Raw genomic sequence first — 17,386 nt, 5'->3', positions numbered from 1 at the left:
ACTGAGGATAATAATATGAATTTTGAAGGTTTCTTAAATTACACCCTTTCATTTATCGAAAAATATGATGGGGTTGTATTTAGCTATATTGCTCATTTCTGTTTTGCCATTATAATTTTTGTTATTGGTAGAACTATCGCTAGATTTATTAGTAACCAATTAAAAAGAATATTATCAAATCGACACGTTGATCCAACTGTTGTTAAATTTGTTAGTGCATTAGCATACTATGCGACTATTGTAATGACATTGGTTGCTGTTTTAGGTCAATTAGGAGTACAAACAGCATCCATTGTTGCAGTGATTGGTGCCGCTGGCTTAGCTGTTGGTTTAGCGTTACAAGGTTCACTATCTAACTTTGCGGCTGGAGTGATTTTAATTATTTTTCGCCCATTTAAAGTTGGTGAAACGGTAATAATCAATAGTCAGCAAGGTATTATTGATTCTATACAAATTTTCTCAACATCTATTGTTACACCAACCAACGAACTAGTTATAATTCCTAACAGCCAAGTAGTAAGTGCTAATATTATCAACTACACTCGCTTACCAGAAAGACGTTTAGATTTGGTGGTTAATGTTGGTTATGATTCAGATATTCAAAAAGTCTATCAAGTGTTAAAGCAAGCAGTTGATAAAACTAATAATATATTAACATCCAAAGAGCCTACCATTCGATTAGATGTTTTAGATGCGTCCTCGATGAATTTTAATGTGTTAGTTTGGACATTAAACGAAAATTATGGCGCGGTAAAAGGTGATCTGCTTGAAAATATCAAAAATGGATTAACTGAAAATAATATTAATATTCCATACCCAACAATGGATGTAAATCTTAACAATAAGTAGCCAATCAATTATTAAAAACTCCGTCTGTGTTTATCAACGGAGTTTTTTATTATCTAATAACAATTAAATATCTTGATCCATATTTAACGCTGGTTTTTCGCAATCAGGGCAACCCACCACTTTGGCTGGTACACCAGCAACGGTTGTATGCTGAGGTACGGGATCTAACACAACAGAGCCTGCTCCAATTTTAGCACCTTTGCCTATTTCAATATTACCTAAAATTGTTGAATGAGCTCCAATCATCACCCCTTCACGAATTTTTGGATGGCGATCACCATTTTCTTTACCCGTTCCGCCTAATGTAACCGATTGTAAAATAGAAACATCATTTTCAATTACCACTGTTTCTCCAATCACAATACCTGTTGCGTGATCAAACATTACTCCACAGCCAATTTTTGCCGCAGGGTGAATATCAACGCCGAATACAATCGCAATTTGGCTTTGTAAAAAAACCGCCAATGACTTACGATTTTGCTTCCAAAGCCAATGTGCAATTCGATAAGCTTGCAAGGATAAAAATCCTTTGTAATAAAGAAGTGGTGTTGAATAGTAATTAGTGGCTGGATCGCGAATATAAACAGCCATGATATCGCATATAGCTGACTGAATAATATTTTGGTCCGCTTGATAAGCCTGACGGGCAATTTCACGAATTTCAATAGCGGGCATAACCTGAGAAACAAGCTTATTAGCCAAAATATAGCTTAAAGCACTCCCCAGATCTTCATGATTGAGTAAAGTTGCATGGAAATAACTAGCTAACATCGGCTCGCTTTCAACTAACTCAGAGGCTTCTTGTCGAATGGTTTGCCATAACATCTCGGGTTTAACAACTACTTTTACATCGTTCACTACAAGTCCCTATACATATTATCTAAATTGCTAATATTGTTTCGCAAACTTTCCTTAGAAGCAAGGGTTGTATTGATTTGACATCAATAAAAAGAAAAATGGAAACAATATGTCCCCATTTTTATAATTATTAGAGCTAATTTAAAATCATTGTTGTTTTGCTTTTTTTTCGTCACTTAAAGTAAATATAGCTATTATCGAAGTAATAAAAACAACCCCAGCAAGCACATAAAATGTTGTCGCATATCCTGTATTATCAAATAATTTACCCACAAACCATGACAACACAATAACGCCAAGATTTGATGAAATATTAAAACCAACTAAATAAAGTGTAGCAGATAACCGAGCATCAAAATTACCTACAATATATTTAAACATTGCCAAAATAAATAATGGAATTTCAATTGCATGAAATAACTTAACGAATGATATCAGATAAATATTATCTAACGTTGCAGATAATGCAATTCGGCAAATCATAACTAGTGCAGCAACTAATAGCGATTTTTTAGCTCCCATTTTGTTAATAAAATAAGGAGCAATAATCATACAAGTTGCTTCTAAAAAGACTTGGAAGGAATTTAAATAACCGTAAACTTGATAGCCATCTTCTGGTTTTTCAAAAAAACCAGTATAAAAATTAGGAAATAACTGCTGATCATAGATAGTATAAAAACTATAAGTACCAATAACAAACAACACAAACAACCAAAATTTTTGCAAACCAAACAGCGATAAGATTTCGCCCATTGTTGGTATAGTCGTTGTTTTTTCTACTAAAGCAGTATCGTTATTTGCAGTTGGTGATGCTTGATATTGTTTTGGCTTAAATATCATATTAATGGTGAAAAAGATAACCGCAACACCCGACGCCATCCAAAAGTTAATATGAGGATCAATGCCGAATAAAATACCCGCAACAAACGTTGCAGCAGCATAACCAAATGATCCCCAAAAACGAGCAGGACCAAATTCAAAGCCAAATAATCGACTAATACGTTCAATAAAAGAATCAATCAAAGCACTGCCCGAAATAAAGCTGGCACTTAACACTGGTGCACCTATACAAACACCCCAAATAAAATCATTTTTTAATAAAGGCTCATACACATAAATTAAAAAAGGGCCAATAAGAACCATAATAATACTTTGGAAGGTCACTACAGCTTTACCTATTTGTAATTTATCTTGGATAATGCCATAGAAAATCATGAAAAACATAGCTGCGGCAGAATTAGCCGCATAAACAATACCTAACTGCTCACCTGATAAGTCAATTTTACTTTTTAGCCAAATTGCGTAAAAAGACCACCACAGCGACCACGCAGCATAAAAAGTAATAAGGTAACCAGACGAGAACCAATAGTTTCTATTTTTTATCATATTCATGTTTATTACTCTTATATTGTTGAAAATCGATGAAGTTTAACGTTAACATTATTGTCATATTTGATACTAAATAGATAGAACCAATTGTCATAAATGTTACTTACCTCACACTTTTTATCATTTCTATTTGTGGTATCATCATGCATAGTAATGGCTGATAATCATTTTTATCTTGTTAAACAAAAGGATTTAATTATGGCTTCACTTAAGGATGTTGCAAAGCTAGCATCTGTTTCATTGATGACGGTTTCACGCGCAATAAATAACCCTGAAAAATTAAATAAAGAAACTTACAAACGCGTTAAACAAGCTATTGAGCACCTTAATTACGTACCTGACTTATCGGCAAGGAAGATTCGTGGTGATAATTCAGGACCAAGAGCAATTGGTGTTTTGGCATTAGAAACAGCAATGACGCCATTTTCGGTAGAATTACTACAAGCCATAGAAAAGACTGCACAAGATCATGGCTGGAATACCTTTATCGTTAATTTATTTGATGATAAAGATCCCGATCATGCAATAAACACCCTGCTATCATATCGCCCTAACGGTATTATCTATACCACAATGGGATTAAGAAAAGTTGAACTTCCTGAAAAGTTATTAGATAAAAATGTTGTATTAGCCAACTGTATAAGTGATTCAAAACAACTAGCTTGCTATATTCCAAATGACTATTTGGGTCAATATCAAGCCATGCAACAAGTAATAAAGAAAGGCTATAAAAAACCATTATGCATCTATTTATCAGAAACCACATTAGCAGGAAAAACTAGACGTAAAGCTGTTGAGCAAGCATGGTTAGATGCGGGTTACAATTTAAATAAGATTACTAGTTACCATACCTCAACTTTATCAGATGACCTTGCACAAGAATATATGATGACGGTTGATATACTGAAACAACATTGTAATAAAAAACCTGATTTTGATGTATTAATTTGTGGTAATGATCGAATAGCTTTTGTTGCTTATCAATATTTACTCGGTCAAGGACTTCATATTCCTTCTGATGTAGCTGTATTAGGTTACGATAACATGGTAGGTACTGGTGAACTATTTTATCCACCACTGACAACAGTGCAATTGCCTCATTATGAGATTGGAGAACAAGCAGCTTTACATATAATTAATAACAAAAACCAAAAACAGATAATACAGGTAGCATCACCTTATTTAGAAAGGAATTCATTATAGCTTACTTAAATTGACCGCCAAATGGCGATCAATTCAATCATCAATTACGCATAAATAGATTTTAACTGCCAGCTATCTACTTTGGTTATTTTGGCGCTACCATTTTCAGCAAATAAATTAACTACTCGTTCTGCTGGTAATTTTGGATAGATACGGCTTGAAAGGCTATATAAATCACCATTAACAAATACTTCTACAGATGAAGCATCAACATACACATGTAAAGTTAATTTTTGGCTCTCTGGTAATGGTACGCTACGATAACCAGTTAATTCAAGACCGGATAAACTACGATCAAGAACAATACGATTAGATTGTAAATCAACATATAGTAATGTTGCTTGTTTACCATTTTCAGTGGCAGCAAGTTGCAAACCAAAACGCTCAGCATCACTTTCTTTTAGATCAAACTCAACACAAAGTTCACAACAAATTGACTCAATATTGGTATTTTTAAGTTCACTATTGAGCGTTATTTCACCAAATGATTTTGGCTTTTCGCGCAATGCTTCAAGTTCTTTTACTGGGCGATTTCTGACTTTATTATCTTGATCTAAAATCAGTTCACGAGGAAGTGTAAATGCGCCTGCCCATTTATCTTTTTTGCTTGGCATGGCTGACTGCCACATATCCATCCAAGCAAAAATAATACGACGTCCATCAGCGGCAAGAAATGATTGCGGTGCATAAAAATCGTGTCCAAAATCCATTTCTTGAAAAGGTCTAACTATTGAAAATTGCTGCCCAGGTTGCCAATTACCTACTATATAGCCTGATTGGAATTGATTACGATACTGATAACCTTTTGCTTTCAACCCTTGTGGTGAAAACATCAAAACCCATTTATCACCAAGTGGAAAAAAGTCAGGGCATTCAAGCATATAAACATCAGGATCGATATCACTCACTACAACATGATCCAATTGCCATTCATTTAAATCATCAGATCTAAATAGCAAAACTTGACCAACATTATTTGGCGTTCTTTGACCAACAACCATCCACCATTTACCATCTTGTTGCCACACTTTAGGATCGCGAAAGTGCATTACTCCGTCTTGGGGTATAAGTACTGTGCCTTGCTTTTCAAAATGAATGCCATCTTTACTAGTTGCAAGACATTGGCTTTGTCGAATCTGTTCATCATAACCTTGGCCACTCAACCAAATATGACCAGTATAAATTAAGCATAACTCACCATTGTTATCTACGGCCGATCCAGAAAAACAGCCTGACTTATCAAATTCTTGATCGGGAGCAATAGCTATTGGCAACCTTCGCCATGTGACTAAATCATCACTAACAACATGTCCCCAATGCATTGGTCCCCAATTTTCATCATAAGGATGATGCTGATAAAAGGCATGATATTGACCTTTAAAGTAAATCAAACCGTTAGGATCATTCATCCAACCAGCTGGTGGAGCTAAATGAAAATGTGGATAATATTGTTTATTCATTACTTTTTCTAAATTTTTAACAGATAGATTGGCTTTATCAATAGCAGTAGACATAAAAACCCCTTTTTTATCCAATATTAGATACCTTTATTTAATAGTATCTTAATTTAATTGTTAACGTTAACTGTTAATGAAATTAGCGATAAAATATGTGATGATAGTCACATATTTTTAACGTTAACAATGAATTTTTTGTCAAATGATTTAGTCTATGGCGGACTTTTAAAAAATGACTATTATAAATTCAACAACAGATTAACTATTAATGACTTTACTAAAAAGTAAAAAGATGACATATTTCAAAAAACTCAAGTAATCTGTCTCTATACTAGATTACCGCAGTAACTGACTATAATCGAGTTAAAAAATGAATAATACTAAAGTTTGGTCCCTTGGGGATGCCGTTATTGATTTATTGCCATTTGGTGATATGAATTATAAAGCATGTGCTGGTGGCGCACCTGCAAATGTTGCAATTGGTATTGCAAAATTAGGGCTGCCTTCAGCGTTTATTGGTCGTGTTGGTAATGACCCTTTTGGTGATTTTATGGAAACCACATTCCGCCAATATAACGTTGATTGCCAAAGCATTGAAAAAGATGAACATCATCGAACAAGTACTGTGGTTGTTGATTTAGGAAAAAACGGAGAACGTAGTTTTACTTTTTTGGTTTCACCTTCAGCTGATCAATTTTTATCTCAGCAAGCAATTCCTAATTTTAACCAAGATATTTTACACTTTTGCTCTTTGGCGCTAGTTGGCCACACCTGCCGTCAAACACTTAAAACTGCGATTGAACAGCTTACCGCTAAAAATGGCCTAATTAGCTTTGATGTTAACTTGCGCGAACAGATGTGGGACAATAAAGACGAAATGCGCACCACCATTACCCAATTTTGTCATGATGCTGATATCCTCAAACTATCAGACGAAGAACTATTTTGGTTAACTCAAAGCAATGATTGGAGTGAAGCATTAAATAAACTACAACAACACTATGAAGCACCATTAAAATTAATTACCAAAGGTAAAGATGGCAGCATTGTATTATGGAAAGGTAAAACATTTTCGTTTGATTCGTACCATGTAAATAGTGTTGATACAACTGGTGCAGGTGATGCTTTTGTCGCAGGATTACTCAGCAGTATTGCATCATCAGGCATGCCTGAGGATAAACTGATGTTAGAAAGCATGATGACCATTGCCAGTGCTTGTGGAGCCTTAGCTACAACCAAAAAAGGCGCATTAACTGCACTACCTGATAGTACATTTTTACAATCATTTATTAGCGATAATCCAACATTAACAGCAAAACAAATAGCATACTAAAAATAGTAAAAACTTACTAATAGGGCAGCAAGATTGAATACAATAGTTTCAAAATATAATTATGATTGACTGCCCTTTACCACTCAATAACTTAAATACTCAGTAATTTAACTATTTAATAACTCAACTATTTAGTTAAATTACTGTTTATAAAATCAAATAGCATTTAACACCGACTACATTGTGATCTTGCCCACTGATCTATTATAAAAACATCATCAATCGTCGATGGCTCAGGGAAAGCCAATTTATCTAATACTTTTGATACATTTTTAGCAATATCCATAAAACCAATTTTATGTTGCAAAAATGCTTCAACCGCAACTTCATTGGCAGCATTGAGCGCTGTGGTAGCCGCTTGCCCTTGATTAAAGGCATCGATTGCCAATTTTAAACATGGATAATGGTCAAAGTCAGGTTGTTTAAATGTTAACGACGAAATTTGCGTAAAATCTAAAGGTGGTACGCTTGAAGGCACACGATCGGGGTAAGACATGGCATAAGCAATTGGCGTGCACATATCAGGCACACCAAGTTCAGCTATCACACTACCATCTTGATAACGTACCATTGAATGGATAATTGATTGCGGATGAATAATAATTTCCATTTCGTTGGCACTAGCATTAAATAGCCAACGAGCTTCAATATATTCCAGCCCTTTATTCATCATCGTTGCTGAATCAACAGATATTTTTTTACCCATCGACCAATTAGGGTGAGCAACCGCTTGCTCGGGGGTGACATGTGCCAGTTTAGCTAAATCCCAATCACGAAATGGTCCGCCAGAACCTGTTAACACGATTTTAGTAATACCATGCTCAGCAAGGTTAGCAAAACCTAAATCATGCTGTACCGCCGTTGGTAAACTTTGAAAAATAGCGTTATGTTCGCTATCTACCGGCAACAACTCAGCGCCATACTCTTTAACCGCTTGCATAAATAAATGCCCACAGGTTACTAGCGATTCTTTATTGGCCAACAAAATACGCTTACCTTTCTTAATCGCAGCAAGCGTTGGTTTTAATCCTGCCGCCCCCACAATAGCCGCCATCACTTGATCGACCTCGGGCAACTGCGCTAAGTCGCAAATGGCTTGTTCACCACTTAACACTTCAATATCCAATTTTAAATTAGCAAGATTTGCTTTTAACTCTGTCGCGGCTTGCGCTGTTGCCATGGCAACGTATTTAGGCTTAAAAGCCAGACATTGCTCAGTCATTTTGGCAACATTATTACCTCCTACTAAAGCATAAGCTTTAAATAGATGTGGATTTTGAGCAATAACCGCTAGCGTACTGCAACCAATTGAACCTGTCGAACCTAAAATTGTGATATTTTTCATATTAATACATTAAATCTATATTATGGTTAGCTAAAAAATTAATAAATTGCTTGGTTGGCACTTTATCTGTAATAATTTGATTAAACAGAGTTAACTCACCAATAAAAGCCGGTTTAACTTGATTAAATTTAGTATGATCGGCAATCAAAATATTTTGACCTGATTTTTTTATCGCCTGCAATTTCATATCAACTTCATCAAAATGATAACAAGTTACGCCTTGCTTAATATCAATCCCTGCGGCCGAAATAAATGCTTTATTTGGGCAAATCGAATTTAATTCACTATGCTGTCCAATAGTGCTAAAAATCGCATTATTAGCCTGATAATGACCTCCACATAAAATTGTCTTACAATTAGATTTATTTTGTAATGCTAAAAATGCGTTTAATGAATAACAGATCGCAGTAAATGCCACATCATCATCAATGGCATCAATAATAAAAGGAATAGAGGTACCACAATCAAAAAAAACGGTATCGTTTTCTACAATGTATTTACTAGCTATATTGGCAATATATTGTTTTTCATAAACCTGTTTATCTTGTTGGTCTGACAAAAAATACGGGGTAATTTGATGACGAGCATCACTAACAACATAGCCACCCAAAACACTTAGGGAACAGCCAACATTGCTCAAATCTCGGCGAATAGTCATTTCTGAAACAGCCAACAACTTAGCAGCATCTTTTAAATGAATCTTATCTGTTTTTTTTAAAAGTTGAATAAGATCATTCACTCTTTTTTGTGATTGTGTTTCCATGCTGATCCCATAAATCAATAATAACAAGCTACATAAGTAGCTTATTAATTGATATCATTGATTAATAATCACTGGTCGAAGTTGCATCGCCAGAAACAATCGCAATACCAGCACTAGCCCCTAAACGCGAAGCCCCCGCTTGAACCATTTTTTCAGCCGTTTGACGATCACGAATACCACCCGATGCCTTAACGCCCATCTCATTGCCAACGGTATCACGCATCAACTTAACATCCTCAACCGTTGCGCCAGATACACTAAACCCTGTTGAGGTTTTAACAAAAGCAACGCCGATTTGCTTACAGATTTCACAGACTTTAACAATTTCGTCTTTAGTTAATAAACAAGTTTCTAAAATCACTTTTAATGGCACAGCGCCACAAGCATTAAATACCGCCTCAATATCTTGTTTAACCGCATCCCAATCATTGCTTTTTAACCAACCCACATTGATGACCATATCGATTTCTTGCGCACCTGCTTTAACCGCCATTTCGGTTTCAAAGGCTTTAGCGCTAGTTAGCATTGCACCTAAAGGAAAGCCAACGACTGAACACACTTTTACATCGCTACCTTTTAGTAAACTAGCCACTAAAGGAACATAGCCTGAATTTACACAAACTGAATAAAAATGATATTGTTTAGCTTCTTCACAGAGTTTAGTGATTTGGTCTTTTGTTGCGTTCATTGCAAGTAAAGTATGATCGATATACTTTGCATAACTCATAACGAGATCCTTAAAATGTCTTTGTAATAATGTTTAATTAAATATTGTTAGTCTGTAAATAAATAGGGATGTTATAAAAATAACAAATATAGCCAAGCACTGTTATTTTTATAACATTATGGCGTAATTGATTGAAATAGTACAGATAAAAATCTGTGTTTAAATTTTAGTTTTTTGTGAAAGAAATAACATTTATATCAATAATTTACCAAATATTATTATTTGGCGTGCTAATTTCGCTTAGGTGACAGCACATCCTGATGAAGGAAAAGAGTTAATGGAATTTAATTCTTCTATTTTTCATTTTTTTTATAATACTCTGTTTTATTGAGCCGAGTGTGTTTTATCACAAGATAAAAACGATCGAAACTCAGCACATCCAAAAAAAAATCAAGTATCTTAATAAATCTTTACAAAATTTTTAGTTAAAAATGTAGCCAAATTTTTTTTAAACATTATAATTTTAAAAATTAGAATTAATTCAGCTATATTTTATAGATTATAGCTCGTTAAAAAAATAAAATAAAACAATATATTACTTTACAAAAGGGATGTTATGCAGTATACTTATCAACACCAGACACCAGACACCAGCACTGGCAAACCTATGTCTTAAATTTATTAAATAACCACGTTAGACGAGTTTTTACACTTACTTCATTTTTAGCATCGAAATTATCCATACAATTATCTACAAAAAAAACGTTGGTATTAGTGCCATTGTTGTTATTGCCGTATTCGCCTAATTTGCAGGCATTAACTGCGCATACTAGTAATGTTATAGAAGGTAGTGCACCATATTTAACATTTGATGGTGGTAAAACTAAAGCGATCACAACCGATGATTTATTGAATATCACTCTATTGGATGGAACAATAGTTACTCCATCAACCAATACATCAAGCGTAACAAATCCAATAACTTTACCTAAAGGAAGTACTTTAAGTGATATTCACATGTTGATTCCCTCATCAGTTGATTCAGTCAGTTTAAATGATATAGTGAACACTTATCATTATTGGGGCGATGATGATGGTGATGGTCAGGGAATAAATGGCGTAACCGCAAAAGGAAATCTATCTGCTTATTTTTCCGATAAAAATGGTAATGCTGTTAGTCGTAATGATATTTTAGATATTTGTAAAGCACCTTATAAGGTGATATTAAGTAGTACAGAGGGGTCTTTAAAAACACAGTACGGTGTACCAGATACAAATTATTTCCACCGTCAATCGGTGGAGTACTACATCAGCCCAAATTTACCTCCTAAAATCTGTCATGTAAGACCAAATCTAACCTATGGTGCAGGTGATTACGCTGGTCCAGCTAATATTTGGAATCCAACTAAAGGATTTCTAGTTCAATCAACTAATCCAACATTTTACGAATTAAATTTTCCGACAACAGGTGCAGATGGTTTGTACTTTGATTTAGACATAGGTGGAGGTAGTCAGTTGACTTGGACTCCTGTTACACATGGGGGAATAACAGCTACTGTGACAAGGACGTTACCAAATGCAGGCGATAATTGGATATCCAATCATTCAGTAGAGGTAATGCGCGTTACGCTAACGGGTCCTAGGGCAAGTGATAACCAAAAAAGCTCAGATTCCCCAAGTCCAATTAGCAAGCCAACCTTGCCTCAAACATTCGAGTTAGTGGGTAGAGATAGTCAAGGTAGTGTGGTTGTCAAGTATGGGTTTGTGTTGAAGCAATGGTTCGTTAATCGTGGATTTCGAGCGACTGACGCTTCTAAACAAGCTTCTTGGTGTAGCCATTTAGGTTATCGTTTTCCACAGGTAAGGGATTTAACTAATGCGGTTTGTTCCGGTAAGTGGTCAGGTCACTGGTGTCAAGGTTCTGTCGGTGCCATGCCATCGTCATCTGGTAATCATTATCAGCGTCGAATTGGCGCGGGCTTTTTTACTGAGTGGGGCGATATGCTTCATTACTCCAATGCAGATTTTGCCGACCGCAACTACTGGACGAGTGATATAGCAGGCGGCTTTCAGTTTGGTGTTGATTCGGACGACGGTGATGTGCTCAGAGAAGGTTTGAGCATCAGTAGATATGGTCTTTGTGCTGCTAATTAGTCTTTTGGATTTAGCCCTTGACTGCTGGGGGGAATTATATTCTCAATAGCAGACAATCTATTAAAAAAAGTAAACTTTAATGGTTGTTTTTATTCGGTATAGTTTCGGACGTTTTGAGCTTTTGCTTTAAATAGTTTTAGTAGCAATGTATGAGCTAAGAAGATAGAGCGATTTTCTTAGCAATTTTTGGCTTTAGCTGGGATAAAATGGTCTCTTTGCTATCCTGCTGCAGTTGTCAGCAATTTGTAAGAGTGGTAAATAATCCAAAAAAACATCGTAATAAAAACATAAAGCAAACTATAAGTATTTGATTTTACAAAAACATTAAATTTAAAAAAAACTTTAATAAAATCAATGCTCCACCTGAACGATTTTATGGGGGAATATCAATTTTCATAATATCGAAAAGCTAGGCAAACGAGTCGTTACCTAGACCGTCATTTAGTCTGTAATACATTAAAGCAAGCTTTGTTTCGGCGCTACTTTCTTAAAAATATGCTCGTTCGCAGTGACCGAGGATGCTAGCCAATAAAGCACTATTTAAATATATTGAAATCTATTATTATTGTATGCGTGGTTGTTCAGCCAAGAACTAGGTATTGCTAGAACAATATGAACAACAATATTATCAAAATAAAAAAATGATAGAGGGGGCTATGTATAATATTTTGGTAAGGATCGTGTTAATTCTTTTTATGGTGATGTGACATAATCAGCAAATATTTAGCGATTTAAAAAGATAGAAAACGAAAGTTTAAACTATTTATTAGCTTTGATATTATGGTTAATATTTAGATCTTTGACACCATATTAAATATGATGTCAACAAATGAGAAGATGAAAATATTAGGTTGGTGTATCGACATCATCCCAATCAGCATTTTCAAAATTGGTTAACCAATTTAAAGCATAATGACGCTCTTGAATAACATCACTTATAATCGATGCGGGAGGTTGCTTATCTTTCATTCGAAAATCTGTGGTTATCCAATGTAAGCGGTAGTGTAAATCTAAAGCATCCAACAATTCACTAACTGGTCTTAAGGCCACGGTTGAAAAATCTTGTCCACTATGTTGCATTCCTTGGTCAACTAACGATGAAACATCGCAGATAGTATCAGCAAAAGGGAGCTCAGATTGCCAATTGATAGCCCATTGTAAAGGTAATAATGCTTCGTATTTCCAAGACATATCTATCACATCTTGCTCTGTCGGCTGCCCGCTATAAATAAAGTCACGCTCATTATTTGATAAAGCCTCAAACCCCATTGGACAACGTTCTTTAAATTCCATCGGATTAATTGGATCATTTTCTCTAAAACTTTCAGCCTGAATACCTGTTAACATTATTGCTAAGGCTCGTTTAGCTACTTCGTCAGGTGTTCTAAGTATTACTTCCGATTCGGCAATAACCGGTGGTAAATGTGTAGGTGTATGCAACCCCAATTTGGCTAAATACTGTTCAGTTTTTGTTTTTCGCTTTAATGCTTCTAGTGGATAAGGGACGATTACATCTAAATCAATGTTACCATCAGGATCTTGTAATACATCTCCGTCAGGATTCCGAATAGTTCCATCAGGCATAAATATAATTGCATTCGCCTGCCAGCCCCAAGTGGTAAATTCATTGAAATTATCTTCTTCAATCTCAAAGGTAAATTGATGTTTAACTCGTTGGATATGGCGATACAAAGCATAACGGCGTGAATTCATCTGCCCATCTCCTGCTTGCATGACATAACCGATAAAACCATCAAGGTGTTTCGTCAACTCAGAATCATCCAATCCGCGATGGTATAGACGCTCGCAGGGAAAATTAATGGCTGGTGGATGAGTGACTGTAGAATAAGCATTTATCAATATTGGCATTTCAAATATTCCTAGTTTAGATTTGGTATTTTTATTATTATAAATAGTGGCTGTTTTTTAATCTAATTCTATAATAGATCATGGTAGTTTTCTATATTTTTTAAATGCTATACTCCGTTTTGTGATGTTTGTTATTCTGTTGAATAAATGATTTTATCTGGTGCATCGCTGAACAATATATATTTTATTTTTCAATGTATACGTTTATTCCTTACTTTGTAAATACCATACTGTCATTTCCATTCTTGATTTAAAATTAAGTTTTTTGAATATACTTTTGATATGTACTTTGACTGTGCTTTCAACGATACCTAAATCTTTTGCAATTAGCTTATTTGGTAGTCCTTGTACTAATAAATTAAAAATTTCATTTTCTCTTGGTGTCAATAAACTGACATCATGCATCTGTTTTGTAGTTAGTTGTTCGTTATTACGCATATAATTGAGGATAATATGTGAAATAGCATTATCCATAATTAGCTTTCCAATCGAGATTTCTTGTAGTGATTTTAGAAAATCTTCAGGCTCCATATCTTTTAATAAATAGCCATCAGCACCTGTTTTTAGTGCGGTGATTATATCTTCTTTTGCATCTGATACTGTAAACATAATAATGCGACTCGATATTTTTTTTTCACGCAAGTAGCGTAATATTTCTAATCCATTAACATCTTGCATATTGATATCGAGTAGAATAATATCAGGATCAAGCTCTTCGGCTAATTTAACGCCTTCTATTCCAGAGCCAGTTTCTCCCACAATGTCAAAATGGTTGACTGTATTTATCAGCTGTTTTACGCCATTTCTTAACATTGGATGATCATCAATAAGAAGTATTGAGCAATTTATTTGTTCCATTTTTACTCTTCTATTGCTTTGAATGAAATGGTTTTATTAACCTTAAATGCTATCATAATTTGTGTCCCTTTGTGGGGAGGACTGTTTATTGTTAAATTACCATTTAGTATTTCAACTCTATCACGCATAATGATTAGACCATAACTATTATCCTGTTTAATATTGTTTTGTAAACCAATGCCATTATCCTCAATACAGACAGAAATAATTTGATGATCATCAATTTTTAAACTGACAATAACCTGTGTGGCTTTAGCATGTTTATATATGTTATTTAGTCCTTCACGAATAATTTGTAATAAATGAAATGCATATTTACTATTGATAATATTCAGCGGCAATAAATATTCAAACTGAATATTGAATTGTAATTTTTGATTAAATTCCTCAATTAATTCCATTAAATTTGCATAAAAACCCGTTTGGTTAAGGCGTAAGCGAAAAGAGGTAATTAGTTCTCTTAGTTGAGAGTAGGTTATATTGACTTCTTTACGCATTGTTGCCAATAAATCAATACTGCTTTGTGATGTTAAATCTGATTGCATTTGTAAGCAGCTGAGGTGTATTTTTAAACAAGATAGAGATTGAGCAATGGAATCATGCAGCTCTCTGGCCATTGCTGAGCGTTCTTTTATTAATAAATATTGTTTTTGTTGTTCAATTTGTCTATCGAGCTTCATTGCAGTAGTCATTTGCTCGATAACTCCCACAATTAAGTTTTCTTGTTCATTGGTTAATATGATATTTTTTGGCTGCAAAGCAAATAATATCCCATATTTTTCCCCGTTTTCTTGAAGGTGCCAATGGCGTTGAAAGTTATTTTTTTGATAAGATTTTGATGAGATTAAACAAGCTTTGCATTTAGAATTTTGGCAATAAGGTAATTTTTGCTCATTATCGTAACTGATTTGTTGATAATGCTCAGGATCATTTGATTCATAAAAACGGATTTTAAATTGAGTTAATGGTACTAAATCTTCTAATTTGTGTAGTATTTTTAGAAAACGTTCACACAATGGCTCTGAAGTATGTAGTTGCTTAATTGTTTGATATTGAAATGAAACAATTTTATTGGTTTGTTGTAATTTAGCTGTTTTTTCTGCAACTTGTTTTTCTAACAATAAATATTGTGATTCAATTTGCTCGGACATTTTGTTAAAAGCTAGCCCTAAAAGATCAAATTCATTCTTTCTGCTTTTAATATTAAAACGCGCTTTAAAATTGTGGCTAGAAATTGCTTCAGCCATACTAACTAATTTTTGCCATGGTGCAAGAAGGTAGTAACGTAAGTAATAAATTTGAACAGCTAAAAAAATTACGATAATAACAATAAATAATTGTTGTAATTGAGAAATATAATAAATTTTGTTTTCGGTTTTTTGATCAATCTTATCTACCAAATGGTTGATACGAGCAACATAGCTTTCAATATCAATTCTTATTTCATCGATTTTTTGTGCTTGCTGTATTTTAGTAATAAGTCGAGTATTCCAATCAGTTTCTAACTGATTAAATTCATTAATTAAATTGTAGCGTTTTAAAAGCGTTAAATGTTTTTGTGATGAAGAAATATTAATAAAAATATTTAAATTATCATAATCTTTCTTATTGAGTGGAACCATTGTTAGTATTTGGTAGTTCTTCATTCTTAGTAAACCTAATTGATTAACCATATATGCCCCACCTTTTGTATCATTGGCTACCTGGATTGAAAACGATAAAGCGATTAAAGCAATAGCACCTAAACAGAACAGTAATAGTGTTAAACGATTAATAATTGATTCGGTGGGGCGAATTTTTATTTTCGACATATAAACACTCAATATTATTTTGTAATTTTATTTTAGCTAAATAGTAATTTATGGTTATTGTAGCTTGAAAAGAGTATCTATCTGATCTTTTTTGTAACTTTTTGCGATCTTTTGTTAAACAGCGCTTGCAACAAGAATAAAATTTGCGTAAAATTCACGCCCTATAAGATTAATCACGCAGACATATATGTTTAATCAAGTAATCGTCTGCTTTTTATTGCGGAGTTAAGTATGTACGCAGTTTTCCAAAGTGGTGGTAAACAACACCGAGTTAGCGAAGGACAAGTCGTTCGCTTGGAAAAAATTGAAGTCGAAACAGGTGCAGAAGTTGTTTTCGATAAAGTTTTAATGGTAGCAAATGGTGAAGACATCAAAGTTGGTGCTCCGTTTGTTGAAGGTGCAACAATTAAAGCAGAAATTGTTGAACACGGTCGTGGCGATAAAGTGAAAATTGTTAAATTCCGTCGTCGTAAACACTATCGTAAACAACAAGGTCACCGTCAGTGGTTCACTGATGTGAAGATCACTGCAATCGCTTAATAGGAGTATCGAACAATGGCACATAAGAAGGCTGGTGGTTCATCACGTAATGGTCGTGATTCCCAAAGTAAACGTTTAGGTGTTAAACGTTATGGTAGTCAAGAAGTTCTTGCTGGTAACATTTTAGTTCGTCAACGTGGAACTCAATTCCACCCAGGCACTAATGTAGGTTGTGGTCGTGATCATACCCTATTTGCCTTAATTGATGGACAAGTAAAGTTTGAAGTTAAAGGACCTAAGAATCGTCGTTATGTTAGTGTAGTTGCTAACAGTTAATTCATAAACGGTTC

General features: G+C 34.4%; 15 protein-coding genes. 6 read left to right on the top strand and 9 right to left on the bottom strand.

Annotated features, from left to right (window positions below):
* Positions 1 to 15 precede the first annotated feature (15 nt).
* Entirely contained in the window at positions 16 to 849 is an 834-nt protein-coding gene (locus tag ACGH80_RS00700; protein ID WP_411630386.1) for a mechanosensitive ion channel domain-containing protein, read from the top strand.
* A gap of 63 nt (positions 850 to 912) precedes the next feature.
* Here the strand turns inward: ACGH80_RS00700 and cysE are convergent, their stop codons facing one another.
* Positions 913 to 1,674, bottom strand: a complete 762-nt coding sequence (gene cysE / locus ACGH80_RS00695; protein WP_411630393.1) for a serine O-acetyltransferase — start codon at positions 1,672 to 1,674, stop codon at positions 913 to 915.
* Between the two features lie 180 nt (positions 1,675 to 1,854).
* Positions 1,855 to 3,099, bottom strand: coding sequence for an oligosaccharide MFS transporter (locus tag ACGH80_RS00690; RefSeq protein ID WP_411630385.1), 1,245 nt, complete (start codon positions 3,097 to 3,099; stop codon positions 1,855 to 1,857).
* A gap of 195 nt (positions 3,100 to 3,294) precedes the next feature.
* On the opposite strand from ACGH80_RS00690, the gene ACGH80_RS00685 reads away from it, so the two are divergent.
* Entirely contained in the window at positions 3,295 to 4,299 is a 1,005-nt protein-coding gene (locus ACGH80_RS00685) for a LacI family DNA-binding transcriptional regulator (protein ID WP_065607123.1), read from the top strand.
* Between the two features lie 44 nt (positions 4,300 to 4,343).
* Here ACGH80_RS00685 and ACGH80_RS00680 read toward each other — a convergent pair whose 3' ends face one another.
* Positions 4,344 to 5,813, bottom strand: a complete 1,470-nt coding sequence (locus tag ACGH80_RS00680) for a glycoside hydrolase family 32 protein (protein WP_296301680.1) — start codon at positions 5,811 to 5,813, stop codon at positions 4,344 to 4,346.
* 313 nt (positions 5,814 to 6,126) lie between these two features.
* Between ACGH80_RS00680 and ACGH80_RS00675 the strand changes: the two genes are divergently transcribed.
* Complete coding sequence (locus ACGH80_RS00675) at positions 6,127 to 7,089, top strand: aminoimidazole riboside kinase (RefSeq protein ID WP_296301681.1); 963 nt, start codon at positions 6,127 to 6,129, stop codon at positions 7,087 to 7,089.
* Positions 7,090 to 7,255: 166 nt separating this feature from the next.
* On the opposite strand, the gene ispC is transcribed toward ACGH80_RS00675, so the two are convergent.
* From ispC to deoC, 3 genes are all read right to left on the bottom strand, one after another.
* Positions 7,256 to 8,434: a 1-deoxy-D-xylulose-5-phosphate reductoisomerase gene (gene ispC, locus ACGH80_RS00670; RefSeq protein WP_411630384.1), complete on the bottom strand. Its 1,179-nt coding sequence runs from the start codon at positions 8,432 to 8,434 to the stop codon at positions 7,256 to 7,258.
* Between the two features lies 1 nt (position 8,435).
* Positions 8,436 to 9,197, bottom strand: a complete 762-nt coding sequence (deoR, locus tag ACGH80_RS00665) for a DNA-binding transcriptional repressor DeoR (protein ID WP_411630383.1) — start codon at positions 9,195 to 9,197, stop codon at positions 8,436 to 8,438.
* Between the two features lie 61 nt (positions 9,198 to 9,258).
* The gene (gene deoC / locus ACGH80_RS00660; protein WP_085164593.1) at positions 9,259 to 9,924 is read right to left on the bottom strand and encodes a deoxyribose-phosphate aldolase; all 666 of its coding nucleotides are present in this window, start codon (positions 9,922 to 9,924) and stop codon (positions 9,259 to 9,261) included.
* Between the two features lie 714 nt (positions 9,925 to 10,638).
* Between deoC and ACGH80_RS00655 the strand changes: the two genes are divergently transcribed.
* Positions 10,639 to 12,018 (top strand): hypothetical protein, encoded by a 1,380-nt coding sequence (locus tag ACGH80_RS00655; RefSeq protein ID WP_411630382.1) that lies wholly within the window; start codon positions 10,639 to 10,641, stop codon positions 12,016 to 12,018.
* A gap of 846 nt (positions 12,019 to 12,864) precedes the next feature.
* Here the strand turns inward: ACGH80_RS00655 and ACGH80_RS00650 are convergent.
* From ACGH80_RS00650 to narX, 3 genes are all read right to left on the bottom strand, one after another.
* On the bottom strand, positions 12,865 to 13,887 hold the full coding sequence (locus ACGH80_RS00650) for a DUF4272 domain-containing protein (protein WP_065590207.1): 1,023 nt from the start codon (positions 13,885 to 13,887) through the stop codon (positions 12,865 to 12,867).
* 204 nt (positions 13,888 to 14,091) lie between these two features.
* Positions 14,092 to 14,745, bottom strand: a complete 654-nt coding sequence (gene narL / locus ACGH80_RS00645) for a two-component system response regulator NarL (RefSeq protein ID WP_065590206.1) — start codon at positions 14,743 to 14,745, stop codon at positions 14,092 to 14,094.
* Between the two features lie 2 nt (positions 14,746 to 14,747).
* Entirely contained in the window at positions 14,748 to 16,556 is a 1,809-nt protein-coding gene (narX, locus tag ACGH80_RS00640; RefSeq protein WP_034915255.1) for a nitrate/nitrite two-component system sensor histidine kinase NarX, read from the bottom strand.
* Positions 16,557 to 16,787: 231 nt separating this feature from the next.
* Here narX and rplU point away from each other — a divergent pair, with 231 nt between their 5' ends.
* Positions 16,788 to 17,096, top strand: coding sequence for a 50S ribosomal protein L21 (gene rplU / locus ACGH80_RS00635; protein ID WP_025314436.1), 309 nt, complete (start codon positions 16,788 to 16,790; stop codon positions 17,094 to 17,096).
* A 15-nt stretch (positions 17,097 to 17,111) separates the two neighbouring features.
* A complete protein-coding gene (gene rpmA / locus ACGH80_RS00630; RefSeq protein WP_034915250.1) occupies positions 17,112 to 17,372 on the top strand; it encodes a 50S ribosomal protein L27 in 261 nt (86 codons plus the stop codon).
* Positions 17,373 to 17,386 lie beyond the last annotated feature (14 nt).

Source organism: Gilliamella sp. BG1, assembly GCF_046635625.1.
Lineage (GTDB): Bacteria > Pseudomonadota > Gammaproteobacteria > Enterobacterales > Orbaceae > Gilliamella > Gilliamella bombi.
Note: the sequence above shows the minus strand (reverse complement) of the source record. Positions and strands in the feature narration are given on the sequence as shown.

What these genes read in the sequence shown, in the direction of transcription:
- ispC (WP_411630384.1), bottom strand. Translation starts at nt 8,434, where the DNA reads ATGAAAAATATCACAATTTTAGGTTCGACAGGTTCAATTGGTTGCAGT.
- ACGH80_RS00680 (WP_296301680.1), bottom strand. Translation starts at nt 5,813, where the DNA reads ATGTCTACTGCTATTGATAAAGCCAATCTATCTGTTAAAAATTTAGAA.
- cysE (WP_411630393.1), bottom strand. Translation starts at nt 1,674, where the DNA reads ATGTTATGGCAAACCATTCGACAAGAAGCCTCTGAGTTAGTTGAAAGC.
- rplU (WP_025314436.1), top strand. Translation starts at nt 16,788, where the DNA reads ATGTACGCAGTTTTCCAAAGTGGTGGTAAACAACACCGAGTTAGCGAA.
- deoR (WP_411630383.1), bottom strand. Translation starts at nt 9,197, where the DNA reads ATGGAAACACAATCACAAAAAAGAGTGAATGATCTTATTCAACTTTTA.
- ACGH80_RS00685 (WP_065607123.1), top strand. Translation starts at nt 3,295, where the DNA reads ATGGCTTCACTTAAGGATGTTGCAAAGCTAGCATCTGTTTCATTGATG.
- ACGH80_RS00700 (WP_411630386.1), top strand. Translation starts at nt 16, where the DNA reads ATGAATTTTGAAGGTTTCTTAAATTACACCCTTTCATTTATCGAAAAA.
- ACGH80_RS00675 (WP_296301681.1), top strand. Translation starts at nt 6,127, where the DNA reads ATGAATAATACTAAAGTTTGGTCCCTTGGGGATGCCGTTATTGATTTA.
- narX (WP_034915255.1), bottom strand. Translation starts at nt 16,556, where the DNA reads ATGTCGAAAATAAAAATTCGCCCCACCGAATCAATTATTAATCGTTTA.
- ACGH80_RS00650 (WP_065590207.1), bottom strand. Translation starts at nt 13,887, where the DNA reads ATGCCAATATTGATAAATGCTTATTCTACAGTCACTCATCCACCAGCC.
- deoC (WP_085164593.1), bottom strand. Translation starts at nt 9,924, where the DNA reads ATGAGTTATGCAAAGTATATCGATCATACTTTACTTGCAATGAACGCA.
- rpmA (WP_034915250.1), top strand. Translation starts at nt 17,112, where the DNA reads ATGGCACATAAGAAGGCTGGTGGTTCATCACGTAATGGTCGTGATTCC.
- narL (WP_065590206.1), bottom strand. Translation starts at nt 14,745, where the DNA reads ATGGAACAAATAAATTGCTCAATACTTCTTATTGATGATCATCCAATG.
- ACGH80_RS00690 (WP_411630385.1), bottom strand. Translation starts at nt 3,099, where the DNA reads ATGAATATGATAAAAAATAGAAACTATTGGTTCTCGTCTGGTTACCTT.